Annotated in this window: 23 protein-coding genes, 1 tRNA gene and 2 pseudogenes; 13 read left to right on the forward strand and 13 right to left on the reverse strand. The window is 59.3% G+C overall.

What is annotated here, in order from left to right; translation table 11 throughout:
• Position 1: 1 nt before the first annotated feature.
• The 5 genes from HUV48_RS09290 to HUV48_RS09310 form a co-directional block, all read right to left on the reverse strand.
• The gene (locus tag HUV48_RS09290) at positions 2-478 is read right to left on the reverse strand and encodes a Zn-ribbon domain-containing OB-fold protein (RefSeq protein ID WP_006834185.1); all 477 of its coding nucleotides are present in this window, start codon (positions 476-478) and stop codon (positions 2-4) included.
• Complete coding sequence (locus HUV48_RS09295; RefSeq protein ID WP_006834186.1) at positions 475-1,647, reverse strand: thiolase C-terminal domain-containing protein; 1,173 nt, start codon at positions 1,645-1,647, stop codon at positions 475-477. Before HUV48_RS09295 ends, HUV48_RS09290 begins: the two co-directional genes overlap by 4 nt.
• Entirely contained in the window at positions 1,644-2,336 is a 693-nt protein-coding gene (locus HUV48_RS09300) for a Coq4 family protein (protein ID WP_006834187.1), read from the reverse strand. Before HUV48_RS09300 ends, HUV48_RS09295 begins: the two co-directional genes overlap by 4 nt.
• An 80-nt stretch (positions 2,337-2,416) precedes the next feature.
• On the reverse strand, positions 2,417-3,559 hold the full coding sequence (locus HUV48_RS09305) for an NAD(P)H-dependent flavin oxidoreductase (RefSeq protein ID WP_006834188.1): 1,143 nt from the start codon (positions 3,557-3,559) through the stop codon (positions 2,417-2,419).
• 50 nt (positions 3,560-3,609) lie between these two features.
• Positions 3,610-4,338 (reverse strand): FadR/GntR family transcriptional regulator, encoded by a 729-nt coding sequence (locus HUV48_RS09310; protein WP_006834189.1) that lies wholly within the window; start codon positions 4,336-4,338, stop codon positions 3,610-3,612.
• 201 nt (positions 4,339-4,539) lie between these two features.
• On the opposite strand from HUV48_RS09310, the gene HUV48_RS09315 reads away from it, so the two are divergent.
• The 6 genes and pseudogenes from HUV48_RS09315 to HUV48_RS09340 all read left to right on the forward strand — a co-directional run.
• Positions 4,540-5,802, forward strand: coding sequence for a cytochrome P450 (locus tag HUV48_RS09315; protein WP_176267526.1), 1,263 nt, complete (start codon positions 4,540-4,542; stop codon positions 5,800-5,802).
• A 28-nt stretch (positions 5,803-5,830) separates the two neighbouring features.
• A complete protein-coding gene (locus HUV48_RS09320) occupies positions 5,831-6,157 on the forward strand; it encodes a 2Fe-2S iron-sulfur cluster-binding protein (RefSeq protein ID WP_006834191.1) in 327 nt (108 codons plus the stop codon).
• Positions 6,158-6,225: 68 nt separating this feature from the next.
• Positions 6,226-7,437, forward strand: a complete 1,212-nt coding sequence (locus HUV48_RS09325; RefSeq protein ID WP_006834192.1) for an acyl-CoA dehydrogenase family protein — start codon at positions 6,226-6,228, stop codon at positions 7,435-7,437.
• Positions 7,438-7,455: 18 nt separating this feature from the next.
• A complete protein-coding gene (locus HUV48_RS09330; RefSeq protein ID WP_006834193.1) occupies positions 7,456-8,526 on the forward strand; it encodes an acyl-CoA dehydrogenase family protein in 1,071 nt (356 codons plus the stop codon).
• 166 nt (positions 8,527-8,692) lie between these two features.
• Positions 8,693-11,425: a TonB-dependent receptor gene (locus HUV48_RS09335; RefSeq protein ID WP_063506921.1), complete on the forward strand. Its 2,733-nt coding sequence runs from the start codon at positions 8,693-8,695 to the stop codon at positions 11,423-11,425.
• Between the two features lie 311 nt (positions 11,426-11,736).
• A pseudogene (locus tag HUV48_RS09340) lies at positions 11,737-11,916 on the forward strand (IS3 family transposase); the annotation flags it as partial.
• A gap of 156 nt (positions 11,917-12,072) precedes the next feature.
• On the opposite strand, the gene HUV48_RS09345 reads toward HUV48_RS09340, so the two are convergent.
• A complete protein-coding gene (locus tag HUV48_RS09345; protein WP_006834195.1) occupies positions 12,073-12,486 on the reverse strand; it encodes a hotdog fold thioesterase in 414 nt (137 codons plus the stop codon).
• Positions 12,483-13,370, reverse strand: a complete 888-nt coding sequence (locus tag HUV48_RS09350) for an alpha/beta fold hydrolase (protein ID WP_006834196.1) — start codon at positions 13,368-13,370, stop codon at positions 12,483-12,485. Before HUV48_RS09350 ends, HUV48_RS09345 begins: the two co-directional genes overlap by 4 nt.
• Positions 13,371-13,633: 263 nt before the next feature.
• Between HUV48_RS09350 and HUV48_RS14370 the strand changes: the two genes are divergently transcribed.
• The 3 genes from HUV48_RS14370 to HUV48_RS09365 all read left to right on the forward strand — a co-directional run bounded on the left by HUV48_RS14370 (position 13,634) and on the right by HUV48_RS09365 (position 16,299).
• The gene (locus HUV48_RS14370) at positions 13,634-13,819 is read left to right on the forward strand and encodes a MarR family transcriptional regulator (RefSeq protein ID WP_228135198.1); all 186 of its coding nucleotides are present in this window, start codon (positions 13,634-13,636) and stop codon (positions 13,817-13,819) included.
• Between the two features lie 330 nt (positions 13,820-14,149).
• A complete protein-coding gene (locus HUV48_RS09360; protein WP_006834198.1) occupies positions 14,150-14,716 on the forward strand; it encodes a MarR family winged helix-turn-helix transcriptional regulator in 567 nt (188 codons plus the stop codon).
• Entirely contained in the window at positions 14,713-16,299 is a 1,587-nt protein-coding gene (locus HUV48_RS09365) for an ABC1 kinase family protein (RefSeq protein ID WP_006834199.1), read from the forward strand. Before HUV48_RS09360 ends, HUV48_RS09365 begins: the two co-directional genes overlap by 4 nt.
• Before the next feature lie 138 nt (positions 16,300-16,437).
• Here the strand turns inward: HUV48_RS09365 and HUV48_RS09370 are convergent.
• Both HUV48_RS09370 and HUV48_RS14680 read right to left on the reverse strand, forming a co-directional pair.
• Positions 16,438-17,178 (reverse strand): annotated as a pseudogene (locus HUV48_RS09370) (IS3 family transposase); the annotation flags it as partial.
• Complete coding sequence (locus tag HUV48_RS14680) at positions 17,121-17,819, reverse strand: DUF7146 domain-containing protein (protein ID WP_176267527.1); 699 nt, start codon at positions 17,817-17,819, stop codon at positions 17,121-17,123. The pseudogene HUV48_RS09370 and the gene HUV48_RS14680, both read right to left, overlap by 58 nt.
• A 237-nt stretch (positions 17,820-18,056) precedes the next feature.
• Here HUV48_RS14680 and HUV48_RS09380 point away from each other — a divergent pair, with 237 nt between their 5' ends.
• The 3 genes from HUV48_RS09380 (at position 18,057) to HUV48_RS14685 (ending at position 19,442) form a co-directional block, all read left to right on the forward strand.
• On the forward strand, positions 18,057-18,641 hold the full coding sequence (locus HUV48_RS09380; protein WP_176267528.1) for a lytic transglycosylase domain-containing protein: 585 nt from the start codon (positions 18,057-18,059) through the stop codon (positions 18,639-18,641).
• A 64-nt stretch (positions 18,642-18,705) separates the two neighbouring features.
• Positions 18,706-19,257, forward strand: coding sequence for a thermonuclease family protein (locus tag HUV48_RS09385; RefSeq protein ID WP_176267529.1), 552 nt, complete (start codon positions 18,706-18,708; stop codon positions 19,255-19,257).
• A complete protein-coding gene (locus HUV48_RS14685; protein ID WP_176267530.1) occupies positions 19,248-19,442 on the forward strand; it encodes a DUF6961 family protein in 195 nt (64 codons plus the stop codon). The genes HUV48_RS09385 and HUV48_RS14685 overlap by 10 nt, the downstream gene beginning before the upstream one ends.
• Positions 19,443-19,578: 136 nt before the next feature.
• On the opposite strand, the gene HUV48_RS09395 is transcribed toward HUV48_RS14685, so the two are convergent.
• Together HUV48_RS09395 and HUV48_RS09400 are read right to left on the reverse strand one after the other, a co-directional pair.
• On the reverse strand, positions 19,579-20,802 hold the full coding sequence (locus HUV48_RS09395; RefSeq protein WP_176267531.1) for a tyrosine-type recombinase/integrase: 1,224 nt from the start codon (positions 20,800-20,802) through the stop codon (positions 19,579-19,581).
• 165 nt (positions 20,803-20,967) lie between these two features.
• A tRNA-Leu gene (locus HUV48_RS09400) sits at positions 20,968-21,054 on the reverse strand.
• A gap of 187 nt (positions 21,055-21,241) precedes the next feature.
• On the opposite strand from HUV48_RS09400, the gene HUV48_RS09405 reads away from it, so the two are divergent.
• On the forward strand, positions 21,242-22,192 hold the full coding sequence (locus HUV48_RS09405) for a complex I NDUFA9 subunit family protein (RefSeq protein WP_176267532.1): 951 nt from the start codon (positions 21,242-21,244) through the stop codon (positions 22,190-22,192).
• Here the strand turns inward: HUV48_RS09405 and HUV48_RS09410 are convergent.
• The gene (locus HUV48_RS09410; RefSeq protein ID WP_176267533.1) at positions 22,180-22,692 is read right to left on the reverse strand and encodes an NfeD family protein; all 513 of its coding nucleotides are present in this window, start codon (positions 22,690-22,692) and stop codon (positions 22,180-22,182) included. The two genes, HUV48_RS09405 and HUV48_RS09410, sit on opposite strands and share 13 nt — an antisense overlap.
• Positions 22,693-22,706: 14 nt before the next feature.
• Positions 22,707-23,699 carry an SPFH domain-containing protein gene (locus tag HUV48_RS09415; protein ID WP_176267534.1) on the reverse strand — a complete coding sequence of 331 codons (993 nt, stop codon included), beginning with the start codon at positions 23,697-23,699 and terminating at the stop codon, positions 22,707-22,709.
• Positions 23,700-23,728 lie beyond the last annotated feature (29 nt).

A 23,728-nucleotide genomic window follows, 5' to 3' on the forward strand; every position in this document is an offset into this window, starting at 1 on the left:
TCTATCCTTCTGCGCGCGCGATCGCGACGGGTCGGAATACTGGCAGGCGAAAATCTTCGGAGATCGGCTCGAAATCCAGCGTGACCGGCAGATCGAGCTCAAGCTCGTCGAGCGCGCAATCGACCAGCCGGGTTGCCATGCGCACTCCCTCCTCCAGTTCCACCACCGCAGCGATGAAGGGAATCTCGCCGGCGAAGGCGGGATGCAGTGCCTGATGGGTCACCGTCCAGGAAAACAGCGTGCCATTGCCGGTGCTACGCTCCCACGACCATTCAGGAGAACCGCATCGGGCGCACATATAGCGCGGCAAATGCCGAAAACTGCCGCATCCTTCGCACTGCTGGAAGTAAAGGTTGCCGTCCTGACACCGGTTCCAGAATTCCTGCTCCACCGGATCCTGCGGGCGCGGCTTTGGCTTGGCTGGTGCGGCCTGCGCCGAGGGGCGCATCTTGGGCGGCAGATCTTTCTCGTCGCTCACGCAAACCTCCTCAAAATCGCTATACTGCCGTCACCCAGATCGCCCCAGCCGGTCACCAGGCCGGTCTGGGCGCCTTCGACCTGCCGCTCCCCACAATCGTGGCGCAACTGACGCACCGCCTCGACGACATGGTTCAGTCCCCAAACATGGGCCTCGCTCAGCAGGCCGCCATGGGTGTTGACGGGATAGCGCCCGCCCAGCTCGATCTGGCCATTCGCGACGAACTCTGCCTGTCCACCTGGTTCGCAATAGCCCAGGGCCTCCAGCTGAAGGAGAACCACGTAGGTGAAGCAGTCGTAGATCTGCAGAAAATCCATGTCTTCGCGATCGACCCCCGCCATTTCGAACGCGCGCGGCGCGGCGTAGCTCAGGCCGATCTTGAAGGGGTCGGGACGCGAAGGGATATCGTCGGCGGGGTAAGGATGCCCTTCAGCCGCACCGGCGATGCTCACGGGAACATGCGGCATGTCCCTGGCGCGGTCTATTCGCGAAACCACGACTGCGCATGCCCCGTCAGTCTCCAGACAGCAATCGTAGAGGCGAAAGGGTTCGGATATCCAGCGCGCGGAATGGTAGGTTTCGGCATCCAGTTCCCGGCCATAAGTGAAGGCCTGCGGATTCATCTGCGCATGGCGACGGCACGCCAGTGCAACGGCCGCCATCGCTTCCGGGCCGATATCGTAAATTCGGGAGTGCCGGGTGGCGAGCCAGGCATACATCTGCACCGGCAGGAACACGCCATACGGAATGTAATAGCCTTGGATCGTATTCGTCAGGGTGTTCATGTTCATCGGCCGCGTCGGCGGTGCGCCAGGCTTGGGCCGCAAGGCGGAATAACCGTTCCACCCGAGCGTCACCAGCACATGGTCGCATAAGCCGCTGGCAATTGCCATCGCGGCGTTCTGGAGTGCCGTGGTAGGGCTCGCCCCGCCCATGTGGACCGTAGAGGCATAGCGCAGAACTTCGATACCGAGGTTAGCCGCCATCTCTTCCGAGGTGGTGTAGATCGGCGGAGGAACCATGCCGTCGATATCCGACGGCTTCAGCCCTGCATCTGCTATGGCTTTGCGCGATGCTTCCAGCATCATGTCGACCGCGGTTTTCTCGGTGCCTTTCACGAAAGCGGTTTCGCCCACTCCGGTGATGGCCGATTTGTCGCTTAAGCTCATGCCTGCCTGACCGCCTGGTAATCGCGTTCGAGCTGTTCGGAAAGAGCGCGCACCCTCTGATAGGTCTCCGGCGGACGCAGTCGCAACTCGCGGCGGACATCCTCCAACGGACGATCGAGATTTTCTTCCCAGTAGAAGGTGGTCAGATCGGCTGCAGCCCGGCCCCGGCGCCACGCTTCAAATGCAGCGCGCGCCACTGGCAACTGGGCAGCTTCCAGTTTCATCTTGGGAATGCCGACGCCCAAGATGAAAGCGATCCCGTGATTATAGAATTGCGCGTTTCCGAAGGACAGCACGCACAATTCGCCCAGTGCGTCCCTGCCGTATCCGGCGACGTCATGAAACAGGTCATGCGAATCGCGAAGGCGCCGACGATAGAGGGAAACATCGGGGTCGCCGAGGTCCTCCAGACCTCCGGCCTCGCTGGCTTCCGCCAGACCTTCTGCTGTCAGACCCTCCCCGTAAACAAAATCGAGGTAGGCTCGGCCAAGCGTGCCAGACGCACAGGTCGCAAGGCGTTTGCGATCGCACAAGGTTTCAAGTAGGTCGGCCCGGTCGGAAGCGATACGCCGCCCATCGCTCGACTTCATGAAGCGATTGAAATTCCGATAATAGGAATTGCCCGACAATGCCTTGACGATACGGAACACCTGCGCCGTATCCTCCTTGTCGGCAATCAACTGCCTCATTGCCCCAGCGCTCTGAGAGGCTCTACGGGGCGGCGCAATTCATGACCTTTGGCGTAAGCCATCTTCTTGCCTCCTGCGCTTCACTTGTAGATACCAGCGGACGCCAACGCCTTCTCGGCTCCATCGACCAGGTCGCGCATCACTTCGGCGGCAGGCCGGATCGAATCGATCAGGCCGATGCCTTGCCCCGCGAAGCCGGGGATGACATCCTTGCGCTCTGCCTTGATCCCGGAGGCCATGACCGGGCCGGAGATCATCGACTGATAGGGCATCGGCAGAGGCTCCTTTCCGGCCTGCACCCAGGCGTCGGCCCATTTGTTACGGATCATGCGCGCCGGTTTGCCGGTAAGCGATCGACTAACGACCGTATCGGCATCGCCGCTTTCGGTGATCGCCTCTTTCTGGAAGCGCTCGATGCCCGCTTCCTCGGTCGCGAGAAATGCCGTGCCGACCCACGCGCCCTCTGCCCCCAGCATCATCGCAGCGGCAACACCCCGGCCATCCGAGATACCGCCGGCCCCAAGGACAGGAACACGATCGCCAACGGCGTCGACCACCTGGGGAATCAAGGAAATAGTCCCGATCGGCGAGTTGTGACCTCCGCCATCGTGCCCTTGCGCGACGATCATGTCGATGCCCGACCCGACGACCTGTTCGGCGTGCTTGACCTTGCCGATCACCGCCATGACCTTGGTGCCATTGGCATGGAGCCGATCCATCCACGGTTCAGGATTGCCAAGGCCGGCAGCATAAACCGGCACCTTTTCCTCGATCACCACTTCCATCTGCGCCTCAAAGAATTCCTTCGAGAACAACTGCGGGCCGCCCTTGCCCATTTCAGGCGCGCCCGCCGCCCGCATGGCGGCGGCAGCATCGACCTCCGGAAGCTCTTCACGATCCATGAAGTCGCGCGCGAACTGCTGATATTCACCCATCAGATCCATGGGATTTTGGGGTGCAGCACCGCTTTGAGGGGCAGAGCCGCGCCTGACCGACGCGGGGAGCAGCGTATCGACACCGAAAGGTTTGTCGGTCAATTCCCGGGTCTGGCGAATCCAGTCACGCAACTGATCGGGCGAACACGCCGCGGCACCCAGGACCCCGAGCCCGCCGGCATTCGAAACCGCAGCCGCCAGCGCCGGAACGCTCGCTCCGCCCATCCCGGCAAGCAGGATCGGGTACCGGATCCCCAGCATTTCGCATATTCGGCTCTTCAACGCCATTCTTCCTCTCCAGCCACTTGCCTAAACGCACACTCAAACTATTGAAAATTCTACAGCTGCCCCCACCGCACCCGCTGCGAGACCAGCTCGGGGCTGCGCTCCGAAAGATAGACGGCAGAGCCGGCCACCAACCGGCTCATTGCTTGACGGGCCGCGGCGCTGTCGCCAGTCCGCACTGCCTCGAGCACCCGCACCAGAAACTTCATCTGCACCGCCCGTTCCTGTGCCGAATATCCCAGCGAATGGGAAAACTCGCGGGTCAACAGATGCATCGCAGAGGTCAGCAAACCGAACAGCGGATTGCCGCTCGCCCAACCCAACAAGTCGTGAAATCTGCGATTAAGTTCCTCGAATTGATCAGAGGCTTCATGATGCCTCAATTCCGCCAGACACCCTGCCAACGCGCTGAGATCAGCGGTAGTTGCACGCTGGGCTGCATACCCTGCGACATCGGGAGCAATTGCTTCGCGCAATTCAAGCAAACCACGCAAATCGGCTTCCATGAAATGCAGAATCAATGACAAACTGCTTGCAAAATCGCCGGTCTGCGGACGGGCTACGACGGGACCTCCACCACGGCCGAGCTGGAGATGGATGACCCCTTGCAATTCCAGGAACCGCAAAGCCTCCCGCAAAGTTGCGCGCGCAACCTCGTAACGCGCGAGCATTTCATCCTCGCGCGGAAGCCTGTCACCCGGGTTATGGCGACCCGCCTCGATGTCCCGCACGATGCTTTGCGCAAGAGAAAGGGCACGCTTGGCCTTCTTCACCGCTGACATCCGCCACTCATCAGCACACCCGCACCTCTCGAATAAAAAGTATAAGGATATTAGCAAACCTTCGTTGGATCGGCACACTATCCGATGGGATTGGTGTCTGCAAGGGACTAAAAGAGTATACGATTTATTGACTGCACGAGATGTCTCCCTTAAGGATGACTGAAGGCCGATCAGGCCTGAGATGTAGAAGGAATAGTTCTTATGGACAGCCAGATCGCCGAGCCGGATGCCGCGGCGAGGATCGCGTCAATTCCGATCGAGGAAATCGACGTGGCCCGGCCAAGCCTGTTTCAGAACGATACCATCGGTCTATTTTTTGACAGGTTGCGCGCCGAAGAACCTGTCCACTACTGCCGCGAGAGCTATGTCGGCCCTTACTGGTCCATTACCAAGTTCGACGACATCATGGCGCTGGACACCAATCATAAGGTCTTCTCTTCGGAAGCGAAGCTAGGCGGAATTGCAATCCAGGACATGCATTCGGTGGAAGGCGCGCTCGAACTTGAAATGTTCATAGCGATGGACCCGCCCAAGCACGATCAGCAGCGCAAGGCGGTGACTCCGGCAGTGGCTCCGTCCAACCTGCAACTGCTCGAGCCGATCATCCGCAAGCGCGCGGGAGAGATTCTCGATGAACTCCCGATTGGCGAAGATTTCGACTGGGTGGATAAGGTTGCGATCGAGTTGACGACGATGACGCTGGCAACCTTGTTTGATTTCCCTTGGGAGGAGCGGCGCAAGCTGACGCGCTGGTCCGATGTAGCAACTGCGGCACCTGAAACCGGGATCGTCGAATCCTACGAGGCGCGGCGCGAAGAACTCATCGGTTGCGCGATGTATTTCAAGACTCTGTGGGACGAACGGATAAACGAGGAGCCGAAGAACGACCTCATCTCGATGATGGCTCATTCTCCCGCCACGCGCGACATGCCGTTCCTCGAGTTTCTCGGCAATCTTATGCTGCTGATCGTCGGTGGAAACGACACAACACGCAATTCCATCAGCGGCGGCGTGCTCGCCTTGAACCAAAGCCCGGACGAGTACGCGAAACTCGACGCGGATCCTTCGCTCATTAGCAAAATGGTTCCGGAAATCATCCGTTGGCAGACCCCCCTCACTCATATGCGCCGCACCGCGCTGGAAGATTGGGAGATCGGCGGCAAACAGATCAAGAAGGGCGACAAGGTGGTGATGTGGTACCTGTCAGGCAACCGCGACGAGAGTGCTATCGAGCGCGCGGACCAGTTCATCATCGACCGCAAAAATCCGCGCCATCACCTCTCATTCGGCTATGGCATTCACCGCTGCATGGGAAACCGGCTCGCGGAACTGCAGCTGCGGATCATCTGGGAAGAAATTCACAAGCGCTTTTCCCGGGTCGAGGTTACAGGTGAACCAGAGCGTCTTTTTTCAAACCTCGTCCGCGGAATCACCAGGCTGCCGGTGCGGCTCCGCGCCCGCTGACTCTCGAGATCGAAATGCGGAGTTCAAGATGATCAAAATTACGTTCGTGGCTAGCGATGGTGAGCGACGGGAGGTCGAAATAGAAGAAGGCGAGACAGCCAGGGAAGCGGCGCTATACAATGACGTGCCGGGTATCGATGGCGATTGCGGAGGGGTATGTGCTTGCGCGACCTGTCATGTGCATGTCGATCCCGAATGGATCGACAAGGTGGGTCGGCTTATGCATGATGGAATGGAGGCCGACCTCTTGCAGTTCGCCGAAGGCACCACTGAATACAGTCGCCTTGCCTGTCAGATTCCGATGAAGCCGATGCTGGATGGATTGGTTCTTCACCTACCCGAACAACAATACTGACGGAGGGATCCTCGTCCCCGTAGCCTACATTCTTATCTGTCTTTCCTTGATTCTTCGAGAAAACACCCATGGCCACACAAATCGAGCCCGCAACCCAGACCGACGAAGACGCCTTCCGCGCGGAAGTGCAGCAGTTTCTGGCGGACAATTTTCCCGCCGAACTCAAGGGCCAGTCGAACGCGCTGGCCGGCGTGGACGGCCCCACCAATGAAACGCCGGCGCAGACCAAGTGGCGCGAAGCCGTGGGCGCGCGCGGCTGGGGCACCCCCACCTGGCCGAAGGAATACGGCGGCGGCGGCCTCACCAAGGCGCAGGCCAAGATCATCGACCAGGAATTCGCCAAGGCGGGTGCCTACAACCCGATCGGCGGCATGGGCGTCATGATGTTCGGCCCGACGCTGCTCGAATACGGCAACGAGGCACAGAAGCAGGAGCATATTCCGCCGATCTGCCGCGGCGAAATCCGCTGGTGCCAGGGCTATTCGGAACCCAATGCCGGCTCTGACCTCGCGAACCTCCAGACCTTTGCCGAGGACAAGGGCGACCACTACCTTGTCAACGGCCAGAAGACCTGGACCAGCGGCGGCCAATGGGCCGACAAGTGCTTTGCAATTGTACGAACCGACAAGAGCGACAAGCACAAGGGCATCAGCTTCATGCTGATCGACATGGACACGCCCGGCGTCGAAGTCCGCCCGATCACCATGATCAGCGGGACCAGCCCGTTCTGCGAAACCTTTTTCACCGACGTGAAGGTCCCGAAGGAAAACCTCGTCGGCGAGGAAGGCCAGGGCTGGACCATCGGCAAGCGCCTTCTGCAGCACGAGCGCACCAACATCTCGGGCGGCGGCAGCCTCGCCCGACTCATGGGCCAGAGCCTTGGCGATATCGCCAAGAAGTACCAGCCGACGGGCGCCGACGGCGAACTCGCCGATGCGGTGCTGCGCGACAAGATCGCTGATTTCGAAATCCGCTGGAACAGCTTCCTGCTCACCGCGCGCCGCGCGATGGAAGAGAGCAAGGCAGCTGGCGGCGTCTCCGAAATCAGCTCTGTGCTCAAGAAGCTCGGCACCAAGCTGAGCCAGGAACGCAGCGAATTGCTGATCGAAATCCGCGGGTTGCAGGGCCTCGGCTGGGAAGGCGACGGCTTTTCGGACGGCGAGCTCGGGGCCGTGCGCGCGTGGCTCTTCGGCAAGGCGACCACCATCTATGGCGGCTCGACCGAAATCCAGAACAACATCATCGCCAAGCGCGTGCTCGGCATGCTCGACCACCAGTAAGAGAGGGGAGCAAGGACAATGGCCGTTCTCAACGAAGAACAGGAAATGCTGCGAGATATGGCGCGCGAATGGACCGTCAACGAAAGCCCGGTCACCGAATTCCGCAAGGTCCGCGCCAGCGGCGAGCCCGAAGCCTTCAACCGCGACGCCTATGCGACGATGGCGCAGATGGGCTGGGCCGGGGTCATCATCCCCGAAGAGCATGGCGGGTCGGACTTCGGCTTCCTGTCCGCGGGCCTCGTCGTCGAGGAACTCGGCAAGACGCTCACCGCCAGCCCGCTGGTGATGAACACCGTCGCCGCCTCGGCGATCGTTCTTGGCGGCAGCGACGAGCAGAAGGCCAGGTGGCTGCCCAGGCTGGCGAGCGGCGAGGCCATCGCCACCCTCGCCGTCGACGAAGGGCCGAGCCACGATCCTGCGAAGATCGAGACCAGTGTGTCCGACGGCAAGCTGAGCGGCACCAAGGCCTTCGTCCATGAAGCGCATGGTGCGGACCTGTTCGTCGTCGCGGCGAAGGACGGGCTTTACCTGGTCGAGAAAGGCGACGGCGTCGCGCTCACCACCCGCAAGCTGACCGACCAGCGCAGCCATGCCGACGTCACCTTCGACGGCGCGGCGGCGGAGAAGCTCGCCAATGGCGGCGACAACCTGCTCGATGACGTGCTCGACCGCGCGCGCGTGCTCACCGCAGCCGAAATGCTCGGCATGGCGCAGCAAGTGTTCGACGACACGCTCGACTATCTGAAGCAGCGCGTGCAGTTCAACCAGGTGCTGGCGAGCTTCCAGGCGCTGCAACACCGCATGGCGGACCTCTTCGCCGATCTCGCCCAGATGCGCAGCGCGGTCGAGGCGGGCCTGCAAGCCGTCGATGCCGGCTTCGGCGTGGCGCGCGCGGCGACCATCGCCAAGGCGGAAGCCAACCGCGTTATGCACACCATGGCAAACGAGGGCATCCAGCTGCACGGCGGGATCGGCATGACCGATGAGTACGACGTCGGCTTCTATCTCAAGCGCGCCCGCGTGCTGGAGCAGAGCTTCGGTTCGTCGAGCTGGTTAAAGGACCGATTTTCCAAGCTTTCTGGCTACTAGAAACCTGCATGTAGTGACCTGCATGGCATTTTTGCCACATGCTTGTCGACAATGTGAAATAATCCGTCAATTCATCTACCAAGTCTTGAAATGAAACGCGCTTATCGGCATCGTTTCTAACATCGACTAGTGCCTAGGATGGGGCACATTCTTAGAGGAGAGGCACATGAAAAGATTTCCATCACGCCACCATTGCGCCCTTGGTGCATTGGCAGCGGCACTTGCCTTCACACCGACAGCCGCCTTCGCCCAGGATGTTGGCGAACCCGATGCGGATCTGGTTGAAGGGGCCGATGTCGAAGACCAAAACGTAATCATTGTTACCGCGCAAGGGCGATCGCAGGTCTTGGCGGATGTTCCAGTCGCCGTGTCAGCTGTTTCCGGAGAAACCCTCCAGAATTCGGGCGCCAGCGACATACGTGAGCTGAACCAGGTTGCACCGTCCCTGCTGGTGTCTTCCACCGGCAACGAAGCTAACGGTTCCGCGCGTATTCGCGGTATCGGCACGGTCGGCGACAACCCTGGTCTGGAAAGTTCGGTCGCGGTTTTTGTCGATGGAGTCTATCGCTCTCGTTCGGGAAGCGCCCTGAGTGAGCTCGGCCCTATCGACAGGGTCGAAATCCTTCGCGGTCCCCAAGGTACTCTGGGCGGGCGGAACTCATCGGCAGGCCTGATCAATATCTACACCGCACCGCCCGAGTTCGATTTCAGCGCATACGGGGCCTTCACTTATGGCAACTATGATGCGATCCGCGTCGAAGGTGGCATAAACGCTCCGCTTGGCGACACCGTAGCTGCGCGTGTGGACGGCGTGTATTTTGAGCGCGACGGCTTCTACAACGATATTACCAACGGCGGGACGATCAACAATCGCGATCGTTATCTGGTCCGCGGTCAGCTCCTGTTCGAACCCAATGACGACCTGTCCATTCGCCTTGTCGGGGATTATTCCAAAAAGGACGAAGCGTGCTGTGCCGCGACGTTCGTCCAGCCCGAGTTTGCTCCGCTTGCACGGATCAGCGCTGGATTTGATCCCTTTACGAGGCCATCGGATGGGGCCGCCCTGACGAGTACCGCAAATCCGATCGTTCCCGTGTTGCTTGCGCTTGGGCAGGATCCGCGTGCCCTCACCCAGGATACATTCAACCGCGACCTGTACCCTACGCCGGGCAGAAGCTATGAAGGCGAAACCGAAGACTACGGTATTTCGGCTGAGATCAATTGGGATTTCGGGAACGTCACGTTGACGTCTATCACGGGCTACCGTGAATATGCCAACAGCCAGGGATCTGACACCGATTACACTACTGTCGATATTCTCTACCGCGCTCCGACCGAGAATGCTCTTGCTCGAGACTTTGAAACATTCACTCAGGAACTGCGCCTTACCGGTGAGGCCTTCGATGGCAAACTCGATTGGTTGATCGGCGCGTATTACGCCAATGAAGAACTGCAGGTGCGTGACAATCTGCGGTTCGGCACCCAGTACGGCAATTTCGTAGCGTGCCGCATCGCTATCGCGATCAACCCGGCTTTGGTCAATCCGGGGGCTTCCAATTGCCTGGGTGCCAACGTGGCGGCATTGGACGGTACGCTGACCGGAAGCCCGGCATTCGGCGCTGCAACCCCGGCGATCCTCGCAGGTATCAACAACCTTGCAAGCATCAGCGATTTGGGAACGGTCAGCGAGGTCTACAATCAGACGAGTGAGAACTTCGCGTTCTTCACGCATAATATCTTTGCGATCACGGATACGCTCGATTTGACGCTGGGGCTTCGTTATACAAACGAAACCAAGGACTTCGACGCAACTTTCCGCAACGACAACACGGTTTGTCCGACAAACCGCAATCTGCTCGGAGGCTTTCTGGGTGTTCCGACTTTGGCACCTCTGGCCGGTGGTATCATCAGCCTTTCCTGCCAAGGCAATTCGACATCGGAGCTCGATGGAGTTTCTCTCGAAGACTCGCGCGAAGAAGAGGAGTTTACCGGCACGGCTATCCTGAGCTGGAAGCCAACTCCCGATCTGCTAGTCTACGGTTCGTATTCACGCGGCTACAAGGCGGGCGGTTTCAACCTCGACAGGTCTGCACTGTCAAATCCGCTTGCGTTCGATCCGGCCAATATCTCGGCAGCCGCGCTGCAGTTCGATGAAGAAACAGTCGATGCATATGAGATCGGCCTCAAATACTCGACACGCGAGTTCGGGGTTAGCATTGCAGGCTTCCGGCAAGAGTTCAGTAACTTCCAGTTGAACACGTTCAATGGGGCGTTCTACATTGTGCAGACGGTCAATAGTTGCGATAGCGATCTCGGCGGGGCCGACAGAGACGCAAGCGCGACAACCGGTGCATGCTCTTCCGATGAAGTTGCACCAGGTGTGATCGCTCAAGGTGTCGAGATCGAAACCTATCTACGGCCCGCTCGTGATTTGGATATTACCCTTGGCGTCACCTATTCTGATACGAGCTTTGAAGACAATCTTATCGGGGACGATACCGGGGCACCGCTCGACCCCGCACTACGCTTGCTGCCAGGCGACAACCTGTCGAATGCACCAGAGATCGTGGCAACATCGTCGCTTACGTGGACGCCGCCAATCGGCGACAGTGGGCTCGAAGGCCTGGTCTTCGTGAACGCTCGTATGGCTGGTGATTACAACACCGGCTCCGACCTGCTCTTCAGCAAGGAACAGGACAGCTTCGTCGTAGTGAACGGGCGTGTGGGTCTGACCAATATTGCGGATCGCTTCGCGATCGAGGGATGGGTCAATAATTTGTTTGACGTTGGGTATACGCAGGTGGCCTTCAACACGCCTTTCGTGGCTCCGCAACAAACGTTCTCCGCTTTTCTTGCGGAACCGCGGACTTACGGCATCACCGTGCGCGGCAAGTTTTAAACTTACTCGCTAATTGCAAGAGGGTTCGGCGCTTCGCTGTGTCGAGCCCTCTTTTTCGAACTTTTATTTGCTCACGACTAGGTGGCGTCCGAACAAAAGTTCCGTGTGCTCAATATCGTCGATGATGTGATAGGGAGAGGCCGGCAGCGGTGTTCGCTGCATGAATCCCTCTTCGCTGGGCTACCAGCCGCCGGCCCCACAAACAATCTTGCCTCGTCCTGCCATGCTGCCTTACGCTGCGCTCCAGGCCGCCCAGCAGGGCGACCCCAACCGCCGGAACTCTAACTTAACCGGTGGACCACCCTGATGGGGCAGGTCAGGTGGAAGACTACAACCGAGAGAGACCGCCCTCATCCCTTGGCTACGCGACACCGGCGGCGTTCGCCGCCGAACTAGATAAGCAATGGCCTGCTTCGCCACGCCCTACGGGCTCCGCTGCGCAGCCCATTGCTTCAACCGCGCTCATACGCATCAACGCAGCTCGGCTCTAATCCCGGCTGGGGGGAAGATCAGGGGGTCACGTCACTCATTGGAAGGCGGCTATCGCGACGCAATTCGCTCTGAAAGTCGTGGGACTATTTTGCAGGTCTTCGAGGAACAGACCTGCTAATTTTCGCCCTGCAGTTAGTTCCATTAGGATAACGCTGTTAGCATACGTAGGCACCGCGGCCGCTAGCCAAAAGGTTGCCAGTAGGACCGTATACACGTGTTTCAGCGACCGAGATATTTTTACCGATCTTGATTATTTTGCCCGATGCTACGAGTGGTCCCGAGGTTGCCGGGCGGTGGTAGTCGACCCTCAGATCGGCGGTCGCCTTGGCCCCTGTACCTTGCGACAATAAGGTGTAGAGCCCGGTTAAATCGATCAGAGAGGCGAGCACGCCGCCATGCGCTGAACCGATTGCCGGGTTTGACACGATCTCGTCGCGCCAAGGCATCTCCAGTTCAAGCTGCTCGTTCGAGCATGACCGTAAAGTGAGGCCAAGCCACCGGTGAAACGGGGCAATCTGCAGGATCTCTTCGAGGCGCTTAGGATCGATCCTTGTCAGATTATCGGTCATGTAACGGCTCCCTGCGGACTGTGATTACGCTTGAGAAAATCGAGTATCGCTGCCGAAAAGGCATCGTTGGCATCGCCAACCACCATATGTGTTGCCTCTGCGATGTCGGTGTATTCAGCGTGTGGAACAAGTTCGAGCAATTGCGCGACCGCGTCTTCGGAAACCAGATCGCTCGATCCGCCGCGAATAATATGCAATGGCAGCGAAAGCCTGCTGGCTGCATCGTTCAGCGCATCAAACTGGCGTTCCTGATGAGCCGGATCGCTTCGCTTGGCTAGTGTGATGTTGCGGATAAAGGCCGGATCCCAATGCCAGTAGTAGCGGCCGTCTTCCTTCTCTCGCAGATAGCGCCGTAAGCCCTTGCCGGCTCCGCGCTTGCGGCGATGTGGCATGTAGCGCGCGATGACCTCTGCCGCTTCGTCCGGTGAAGAGAAACCGGTCTCCACGTGCTCCTCCATAAAGCCGACTACGCGCATAACGCCCCCCGTCTCCATACGCGGCGCGATGTCGACGAGAGTGAGCGACGCGAAGCGGCCCGGCGCAAGGTGTCCTTCGGCGATCAGTCCGGCCAACCCGCCAAGGGAGGCCCCGACGAGCGCTGGCTTGCGGTCCATTTTTGAAGCGATCGCAACGAGATCTGAAGCGAAGTCGCGCGTTTCGTAAGCGCCCTCGGCAGACCATTCGCTGTCGCCATGACCGCGCATATCAATTGCGATCGGACGAAATCCCGCATTGGCGAGATCGGCTGTGACACGTTTCCATGCGTGACGGGTCTGGCCGCCCCCATGCGCGAGCAAGACCGGTAAAGCATCGGCATTTCCGGTCGCTTCGGCTGCTATGGAGATGCCACCATTTCCCCCGATATGGAAAGTTTGCGACTGCATACCGCAACCTCATATTGTAAATCGATTTACAGTAAACGGCTTTATTTCCTGATCCGCTATGGTAGGTTGCCCTAGATGGCTGCCATGACGGGCTATGACGCGGATACAAAGGGGGGCAAGTTCCCTCACCGATACCGATCGGCTGTTCTTTCTTATGGAGGAAGTGACCCGGCGTTTGCGCAGGACCGCCGATTCTTCGGTTGAACAATTCGGGCTCACGCGGACGCAATGGAGTATATTGGCTTATCTTTCGGAGCCCAGGCATGACCCAGACAGAGCTGGCTCGGGAACTGAAGCTAGAGCGCGCTAGCATCGGCCAGACTATTGATCGCCTGGAAGAACTTGAGCTGGTGGAAAGACGCAGGCGCGAAGAACGACAGGCGCGTTTGGCGGGTTCATTTACGCCCTGCCGCAATCGAGCTACTTCCCAAGATGCGAGTAGAAGCTGATGCAATGTATGCTCGCTTGCTCGGGGGGATCCGTTTTGGGGAACTGGAGCGCTTACGCGGATCGCTGGCTAGGATGCATGACAATCTGGGCAGCGAGCCATAATCACTCGAAATCGAGCCCATGCCCCGCGTTCACGCCCGCGTTTGCCCTTCAGGGGGTCTGATGCTCAGATGAGGGACGCCGAGCGCATGCGATCATAACATCCCGGCAGTCGTGGCAGGCGAGGTGGCCGGAGCCCCCGCACTCACCCAGCGCAGTTCGGTTCCTTATCAGCTTGAGCGACCATCGGATTCAGTTTCTGCTGTAGCGTGAAATCAGCGAGTGTTTGCATGGCGGCACTGCTAGCGAATATGGTTGACGCTGAGCTTGAACACGCCAGGCATGCGCGAGCCTTCCAAGATAGCGCTATGGATAAGCATATGCCGAAAGATGAGATACGTGATTACGCCCCCAACGAAAAGGATGACATCCTTTATTTGCTAGAAGAGGTGAACAGGACCGCTCGGCGGACCTTCGACGCTCTGATCGTGGGGCTCGACCTCAATCAAACACAATGGCGGATCATCGCGTCCTTGTTGCGAGAACCTACGCTAACACAGACCGAGATTTCTCGCCTGCTCGAGCTTGAATCGGCGACGATAGGACAGGCTGTCGCAGTTTTGGTTGAAAAAGGTTTGATCGAGCGAGAGCGGGCGGCGCACGATCGAAGGGTTTGGAACCTCCACCTCACCGAGCAAGTAAGAACCATCTGGCCGGAACTGCGCGAAGCGGCTGATCGACTCCACGAAATTCTCTGGAAGGGAATGTCTGCGCCTCAAATCGACCTCCTGCGTACGATGCTTCGAAAAGTTGCGGAGAATCAGAAGCAGGCTGACACTTGCGAAGAAAGCCGATGAAGCATGATCTGGAAAACAGTGTCGGTGAACTGACGCGGCTAGCAGAACTCGGTCAGATTTTCGCCCGGCACGGTCTGAAAAATCTCGGAAGCTTGCTTGGCTTTATGCCGGTTTCGGAGAATGAGCCAGATACCGAGGACTTGCGTCCTGCATCGGTGGTGGCGCTGTTGCGCGATGTCGGCCCTGTCGGAATAAAGCTTGGCCAGCTCCTGGCGACCAGAAGCGATCTGTTTACACAACCCTGGATTTCCGCGTTCGGCACTCTCCACGACCAGGTGGAACCGCTGCCGTTCGATAAGATCGAACCGGTGATTGTATCGGCTTGGGGCAGCGACTGGGAACGTGAATTCGCCGCTTTCGAGAGAAACCCGATCGCCTCAGCCTCTATCGCGCAGACTTATGTCGCAACCCTGCTGGACGGAAGCGAGACTATCGTGAAAATCCGCCGACCCGGCATGGCGTCCAGGATCGAGGCGGACATGAGGCTGTTGACACGGCTCGCGGGCCTCGCCGAGCGTCGGTCAAGCGACATTGCTCGCTATCGACCCGTGGAATTCCTTCAGACATTCGCCAAGAATTTAGCGCGGGAGATGGACCTGGCGGCAGAAGCACGTGCCTGTGAAAGGATTGGCGGTTATCTGGAGATGCTTGGGGTGAAGACGCCCGCGATCCACTGGGAACTCACAGGCTTGACGATCAATGTGCAGGAAGCCCTGGGCGGAAAGCCCGCGTCGCGGCACCCGGCAACTGATCCGGCAGGGAATGCCCAGTTCGCGAAGCGCTATGCCGATGCAGTGCTACGGATGATCCTTCTCAATGGAGAGTTTCATGGCGACCCGCATCCCGGCAACGTCTTCTGGATGGAAGGGAACCAGGTAGGCTTCATCGATTTCGGCTCGGTCGGCTTTCTCAGCGGCGCGCGGCGTCAGGAAATCGTCCGACTGATTTTCGCTATCGCGAACGGACAGATAGACAAGGTGGCCGATCTGCTGCTCGACTGGGCAGGCAATCCACTCGTGGATCGCGCGCAATTGGTGATGGACCTGGATGAGCTGATCGCGGAATTTAGCGGCACAGCTCTTGCCGGGATAGAATTCGCGGCAATTTTCGATCGGGTTTTCGGATTGTTGCGCGATTATCGCCTCGTATTGCCGCCCGACCTCGCTATTTTGCTGCGCACCCTGCTGACCGCAGAGGGCTTCGTTCGCTCTTTGGCGCCGGACTACAATATCGCCGAAGAAACGAAGCCGATCGTGATGCAATTGTTTGCCGAGCGATTTTCGATCGGAGCCGCGCGGGATCATTTGGCCAAGGTCCGCAGTGGCCTGCTTGATTTCTCGGCATCGCTGCCCGAGCTAATCGATAACGTTGCCTCGGTCGCTCGATCAGGTACGATTCAGGTATCCATCGACCCAGCCAGTCTGAACCATCTGACGCGGGAAGAGGACCGCAGCACCCCCGTCAAGGGTCCGGTGGTGGCAGCGTTGATCATCTCTGCCGCATTGCTGGCCGACCAATCGTTGTTACTGGCAGGAATTGTTCTGGCTTTCGCGGGAATAGCACTCATTCCTAGATGGAACTGATAAGACCACACACAATGAACGCTTAGACCACGGCCGCCCGGCACCGATATTGGCTACATCAAGGGAGAAGAGTGGAAATGACCGAACAGAAACCTGCCGAAGCGGTGCCTGCCGCCACCATGCTGCTGACCTGCCCCATCAGGGTGGTCCACCGGTTAAGTTAGAGTTCCGGCGGTTGGGGTCGCCCTGCTGGGCGGCCTGGAGCGCAGCGTAAGGCAGCATGGCAGGACGAGGCAAGATCGTTTGTGGGGCCGGCGGCTGGTAGCCCAGCGAAGAGTGTGGCCGGACGGTGTTGTAGTGGATACGCCAGCGCTCGATCAGGATGATTGCCTCCTTCAGAGTGTAGAAGATCTCCCCGTTGAGAAGCTCATCCCTGAGCTTGCCGTTGAAGGATTCGTTGTAGCCATTCTCCCATGGTGATCCGGGTTCGATGTAGAGAGTCTTCACACCAATCCGCCAGAGCCAGTCGCGCACGGCATGAGAAGTGAACTCAGCGCCATTATCGCTACGGATGTGATCAGGCGGACCATGGCGTTGGAACAGCTCGGTCAGCACGGCCAGGACATCATCGCTCTTGAGCTTGCGCTGGACATGGATCGCCAGGCACTGGCGGCTGTACTCGTCGATCACGGTAAGCATGCGGAAGGCCTTGCCGTCATGGGTGCGATCCATGACGAAGTCGTAGCTCCACACATGGCCACTATATTGCGGACGCAGCCTCACGCATGATCCATCGTTGAACCACAGACGCCCGCGCTTTGGCTGTCTCTGCGGAACCTTGAGCCCTTCACGGCGCCAGATCCGCTCGACCCGCTTGGCGTTCACCAACCAACTTTCATTGCGCAGCAGCGCCGTGATCCGGCGATAGCCGTAGCGACCACGCTCTCAGGCACGCTGACGAGACCGAAGCGCTCATTGCCCAGGGTTGCCCAGACGGGAATGCCGGTGAGAGCATAGGCCGACATCGCGCTCTCGACCCCCTCGGCAAGGCCAAGCTTGCCGGAAACTGGAGCGAAGAGACGAACGGCAGCTTCACCGAGCGCGCCGAGCGCGCGTTTCGGCTTTTCGAAAGCGGCCTTGCCTGAAGCCTCGGTAGACAGGAACGTGCGGTGGATGGCGATCGGGCCCTCGTCGAGGCTGACTGCCGCGATCATGGCGGGCAGAAAGCGGGCCCGTCCTTTCGGGCCAAGCGGCGTTCGTGGATGGAAGCGGAGCGCCGGAGATGCGGCGAGGATGCCGCGGCTTTCAAGATATGCCTTTACCGGACTGGCACGCAGTGGCTGTGCATCGCGCCAGATCCTCAGCGCTACCGCCGAGGGTTTGCGGGTGCTGGTCGATTCGGGTTCGTTGGTGGTCGCAGAACCTGAAAAAAGCGCCGGTGCCTCGAAACCTTCACGCGCCAATGCAGACAATACGCTCTGCTGATCGCATCCCGCAAAGCAATGGAAAAGGATGGCCTGTCGGCCGAGCGACACACCGAGTGACGGCGTGCGGTCATCATGCGCGGGGCAACAGGCCATGCCCTTTGTGCCGGACCATTTGCCCCCTCGCGATTCGCAAATGCGACGGGCGGTCCCGGCAAGCGACCGGTTGGGATGAGTTTGGACAGACAGGGACATGCGAGCTCCTCAGCGTGCAAAGTGGCCCCCTCATCAGCGTTCCTCTCCTCTCCCAAAGGCAGGCGTTCGCCGCTTTCCTACAGGCACATGTTCTATCTATGTTCTCTTGGGATTCGAATCAATGGAGCACCAATCGAGATGACCTCCCTCAATCGTCTGACCGCGATAGCGGTCGCCTGTCTGGGGATGATCGCGACCTCCTCACAGCAAGTTCGCGCCCAGGATTTCACCTTGTTCGAACACGCGGTCGTTCCGCCGAAGACGGACCAGCAGCCGGCAAGGCAATATCTTCCTGCAATCTACCAGGCCGAGCCAGCAAACATATCCTATCGGGAAAGCCTGTATATGGCGGCGATAGCCGAGGCTGAGCGCCGTTACGGGCTTCCGACCAACCTGCTTCGTGCTCTTATCTGGGCTGAATCCCGCTTTAATCCGATGGCTGTGAGTCCAGCCGGTGCTGCCGGGCTGGCGCAGCTTATGCCGGCCACGGCGCGCGAACTGGGCGTCCGGAACCGTCATGACCCTCTTGCATCGATCGACGGTGGCGCCCGGTATCTTCGCGATATGTTGGACCGGTTCGACGCGGTCCACCTGGCCTTGGCTGGTTACAATGCGGGCCCAGGTGCCGTCTCCCGATCACGCGGCATTCCCAGCAACGGTGAAACACCGCAATATGTCCGGTCCGTGTTGGGACGTTGGCAAGCAATTGGTACGTACAATTGACGAAACTGCCTGATTTCCGGCTATTGTCTGAAATCATGTGCCGGAATGAAAACGGACAACGCTAGTGAATGAGACCCCCGGTGAGCCGTTCGATTTTCGCAAGTCGTTGAAGGCACAGAAGCGCCGGAAGCTGAGAAAGGAGATCGCGTTGGGATTGGGAGCATTCGCGATCGTATTTGCTGGAGGGATGCTGGCACTCACCTGGCCAGTCCATGATGCCAGCATTGCTAACGACGATCAGCAGCCTCAAACTTTATTCCAGCAAGCGAGCTTCCCACAATTCGACATTTGCGGATCCGTCCGGCGCACATGCGTCGTGGATGGAGATACCTTCTGGCTTGATGGCGTAAAGATCCGCATTGCTGACATCGATACACCAGAGATCAGCGAGCCTCGTTGCGATTATGAATACCAACTCGGCATGCGCGCGACGCATCGCCTTGTCGAATTGCTCAATGGCGGACCCTTTGAACTGAGGACCATCGGAAGCAGAGATGAGGATCAGTACGGTCGTAAACTGCGGGTCGTAACGCGCGGCGGCCGCTCGCTTGGCGATCAGTTGGTCAGCGAAGGGCTGGCGCGGACCTGGACCGGGCGACGTGAACCATGGTGCTGAACCGCGATCAAGAATTGTGGGCCGTTGCACTTTGGGTCGAAAAGAACCATGGCGAAGAGGGAGCCGCGTTTATCGCAAAGCAGATCCAGCGACTTTCCAACGAAGGGGACGAGGCAGGCATAGCAACGTGGAAGACTGTTGCTGAACGGTTCGATCAGCTTAGCTGCCAAAGCTCTGCGAACTGAGGCTCAGCACGATGCGGAAGTGGCTTAAAGTCTGGGGCATCAGAATTGAGTTCGCCTTGCTCGCGTCAGTGTCCCTGATAGGGCTCGTCCTGAGCCTTCAATCCTGCACTGGCTGAGAAGAAATTCGTTCTTCCGATCAACCATTCGCAAACTTTCCCATGATGACCTTTCCTCCTGTCCGGAGCTCATCGAGGTAGTCGCTCCACCATTGAGCCATGCGCACGCGCTCTTCCCAATGTTTGCCGCGATGGTAGATGCCACGCACAACATTGCTGTCGCCATGTGCCAGGGCACGCTCGATCGCATCGGGATTCCAAAGGCCCGACTCGTTCAGGAATGTCGATGCTGTCGCCCGGAGTCCATGCGCGGTGACTTCTTCCTTCGAATATCCCATGCGACGAAATGCGGCATTGAGCGTGTTTTCACTCATGGGACGCTTGGAGCTGCGCGCAGACGGGAAGACATATCCTTCGCGGCCGAGCATCTCGGCCAGGTCTGTGAGATAACCTCTAACTTGCTTGGACAGCGGGACGGCATGCGCTCGGCGCGCTTTCATTTTACCGGCAGGGATCTTCCAGACCCCATCGACCAGGTCGATCTCATGCCATTCGGCGTGGCGGAGTTCGCCGGGACGTACGAACACATGCGGCGCGATCTGCAAAGCAAACTTGGTCACCATGTAGCCAGTGAAGTCGTCGATTGCGCGCAGCAGCCCGCCTAGCTCGGTGGGCTCGAGGATTGCTGCATAATGCGTGGCTCTCGGCGTTACGAGAGCGCCCTTCAGCATACTGGTCGGATCGGATTTGCAGCGGGTGGTAGCGACACCGTAACGAAACACGCGGCCTGCGAACGAGCGGCATTTCTTCGCAGTCTCGTGCTTACCAGTGGCTTCCAGTCGTTTCAGAGGAGCCAGGACTTCGAACGGCTCGATCTCGTGGATGGGTCGGTTACCGATGGCAGGCGAAAGCTTGTCGAGGAAATAATTGGCCTTGACGATCGTGCCATCGGCGCGGCCATTCTGGACCATCATCTGCTCGATATATTCACGCGCGACTGCCTCGAACGTCTGTGCAGAAAGGAACTCGGCGCGGATTTTCCGCTTCCGCTTCTCAAAGGCCGGGTCGCCCCCAGAAGCAACAGCTCGTCGTGCCTCGTAGGCTGCGTCTCGGGCTTGCTTGAGGCTGATGTCAGGATAGCTGCCGATGCAGAGCTTCTTTTGCGCACCACCGATCCGGTATCGGAATCGCCAAAGCTTGCTGCCGGTCGGCGTGACCTCGACATATAGGCCGCGCTCATCGGTTACCTTGTACGGTTTGTCCTTGGGCTTGAGAGCGCGGAGGCGAGTATCTGTCAGCGGCATGTGGGGGCCTTTTCATCTGGGCCTTTGCGAAACGGCCTCAAAAGGCCCACAAAAGTGTCTGGAACCCCCGAGAACAGGCGGGACGATCCGGAACGATCCAAGGGCCAAATCCCTAGGATTTCTGCGGGTTTTATAGATTATTTGGGAGAACGTGAGAAGAACAAATGGTGCCCAGAAGAGGACTCGAACCTCCACATCCTTGCGAATACTAGCACCTGAAGCTAGCGCGTCTACCAATTCCGCCATCTGGGCACACCGTGCGAACGGTGCGCTTCGGCGGCCCGTTCGTGGTCAGGAGCGCGGCGTTAAGCGTCTTGCCGCGATTCTGTCAATGGCGGCTTTGACGATCCGGCCGAAAAGCTGCGTGCCGCACGCTTGCGGCAAGGGCCGTCATGCGGCATTGGACCATGTATCACAAAGCTGAAGGATATAGGCCGATATGGCGCAAGGCGGTAAACTGCAGGACAAGCTGATCGTCCTGTTCGGGGGGAGCGGGTTTCTCGGCAATTACGTCGCGCAGTCGCTGATCGACCGTGGGGCGCGCCTCCGGATCGCGAGCCGTCATCCCGAGGACGCTTTCTCGCTCAAGCCGCTCGCCAATCTGGGGCAATTGCAGTTCGCGCGCTGCGATCTGCTGAACGAGCAGAGCGTCGAGCGCTGCCTCGCCGGGGCGCACGGCGTTGTGAACATGGTCGGCGCATTCGGCGGCAGCATGGAACTGCTGATGGGCGATGCCGCGGGCCGGCTCGCCGCGAAGGCAAAAGAGGCCGGCGCGCGAAGCTTCGTCCAGATCAGCGCGCTTGCCGCCGATCCGAATGGCGAGGCTGAATACGCACGGGCTAAGGCCAAGGGCGAACGCCTCATACGCGATGCCTTTCCCGAGGCCACGATCCTGCGCCCGCCGGTGCTGTTCGGCAAGGACGACGAGTTCGTGAACATGTTTGCGGGTCTGATCTCGACCTTCCCGGTCCTTCCCGTGTTCGCGCCCGACGCGAAGCTGCAACTCCTCTACGTCGACGATGCAGCGGAGGCGGTGACGGTGGCGCTCGCCGATGCGGAGGTGCATGGCGGCAACACTTACGAGATAGCGGGACCGAAAGCGGTTACGATGATGGAACTCAACCGCATGATCGCCGCAGCACAGCGCCGCGACCGGCATTTCATTCCGCTGCCAGATTCAGTCTCGAAACTGTTTGCGATGATGCCCGGTACGCCGATGAGCACCGACCAGTGGTTGATGCTGAAGGACGGCGACGTGCCGTCGGGCGCGCATCCGGGTATCGAGAAGCTCGGTATCGAGCCGCGGCCGCTCGACCTGTTTCTGGACAAGTGGATGGTCCGGTACCGCAAGCACGGCCGGTTCAGCGAGAAGGGCGATTACGCGCTTTGATCGTCTTGGCGCGTCTCTGACTCGATCACGGTCGAGGAGGTCTCGTTCTTTAGCAGATTGAGCGGCTCGACGCGCAGTATGGTGCCTTCGACCGCGGTAATGCGTACACGCTGGCCTACGTCCATGTCCGGTCCGCGCGCGGTCCAGTCGCTGTCACCTTGATGTACCCGGCCTTCGCCATGCGTAATGGGCGCGGTCACCACGGCCGTCTGCCCGATGAGCCTGCCACCGCGGTTGTTGAGCAGCGGGTCGGAACTAATGATCGGCGAATCCCTCAGGAAGCGCTTCACGCTGAACACGATGATGAGCGACAGAAATGCGAAGTCGATGACCTGCATTGTCAGGCTCAGTTCGAGCATATAGGTCAGCAGGCCGGTGGCGATCGCAGCCAGCGCAAGCCACAGCAGATACACGCCGGGGATCAGCATTTCGGCCGTGGCGAGGATAAGCCCGAGCGCGACCCATAGCCAGTGCGCGTCGATACCGCCGAACTCGTCCATTCAGCCGCGCTCCGTCACGAACTGCGCGTTCGCGGAACGCTGGCCCGCTGGCGGCTCTCGTCGATGGAGGTACCGCTGTCTTCGCTCTTGACAACGCCGGCATCGGAGAAGGAGCCGCGAACAAGTTCTCCGATCCCGCCCAGCGAGCCGATCAGCTGCGTCGCCTCGACGGGGAACAGGATGGTTTTCGCATTCGGACTGTCGGCGAACTTGCCGACGGCCTTCGTATATTCCTGAGCGATGAAGTAGTTGATCGCTTGGTTGCCCGAAGAAGCGATGGCGTCGGACACGAGCTGCGTCGCTTTCGCTTCGGCTTCCGCCTCTCGTTCGCGCGCTTCGGAATTGCGGAAAGCCGATTCCTTCTGGCCTTCCGCTTTGAGGATCGAAGACTGCTTTTCGCCCTCGGCGCGCAGGATACGGCTCTGGCGGTCGCCTTCCGCTTCGAGGATTTCGGCACGCTTCAGACGTTCGGCCTTCATCTGACGCGCCATCGCTTCCGAGATGTCGATCGGCGGGCGGATGTCCTTGATCTCGACACGGGTGATCTTGATGCCCCATGGCGATGTCGCGTGATCGACGACGGACAGCAGGCGCGCGTTTATCTCGTCGCGCTTGGACAGGGTCTCGTCGAGATCCATGGAGCCCATGACGGTGCGAAGGTTGGTCGTCGTCAGCGCCATGATCGCGTTCTGCAGCCCGGACACCTCATAAGCTGCTTTACCGGCTTCCAGCACCTGGAAAAACACGACGGCATCGACCCCGACCATCGCATTGTCGGCCGTGATGATCTCCTGGCCCGGAATGTCGAGCACCTGTTCCATCATGTTGATCTTATGACCGACGCGGTCGATGAACGGGATGATGAGGTGGAAGCCCGGCTCTGCGGCAAGCGTGAACTTGCCGAGCCGCTCGATGGTATAGACGTAGCCTTGCCGGACGACGCGCACCGCCATCAGCAGGAATATGAGTAGCAGGAATACCAGCAGCCCTAGAACGACATAACCCATCGCATCACCCCATCATTGTCCCTGTCAGC

Origin of the sequence: Qipengyuania atrilutea (assembly GCF_013370205.1) — a bacterium.
Classification (GTDB): domain Bacteria; phylum Pseudomonadota; class Alphaproteobacteria; order Sphingomonadales; family Sphingomonadaceae; genus Actirhodobacter; species Actirhodobacter atriluteus.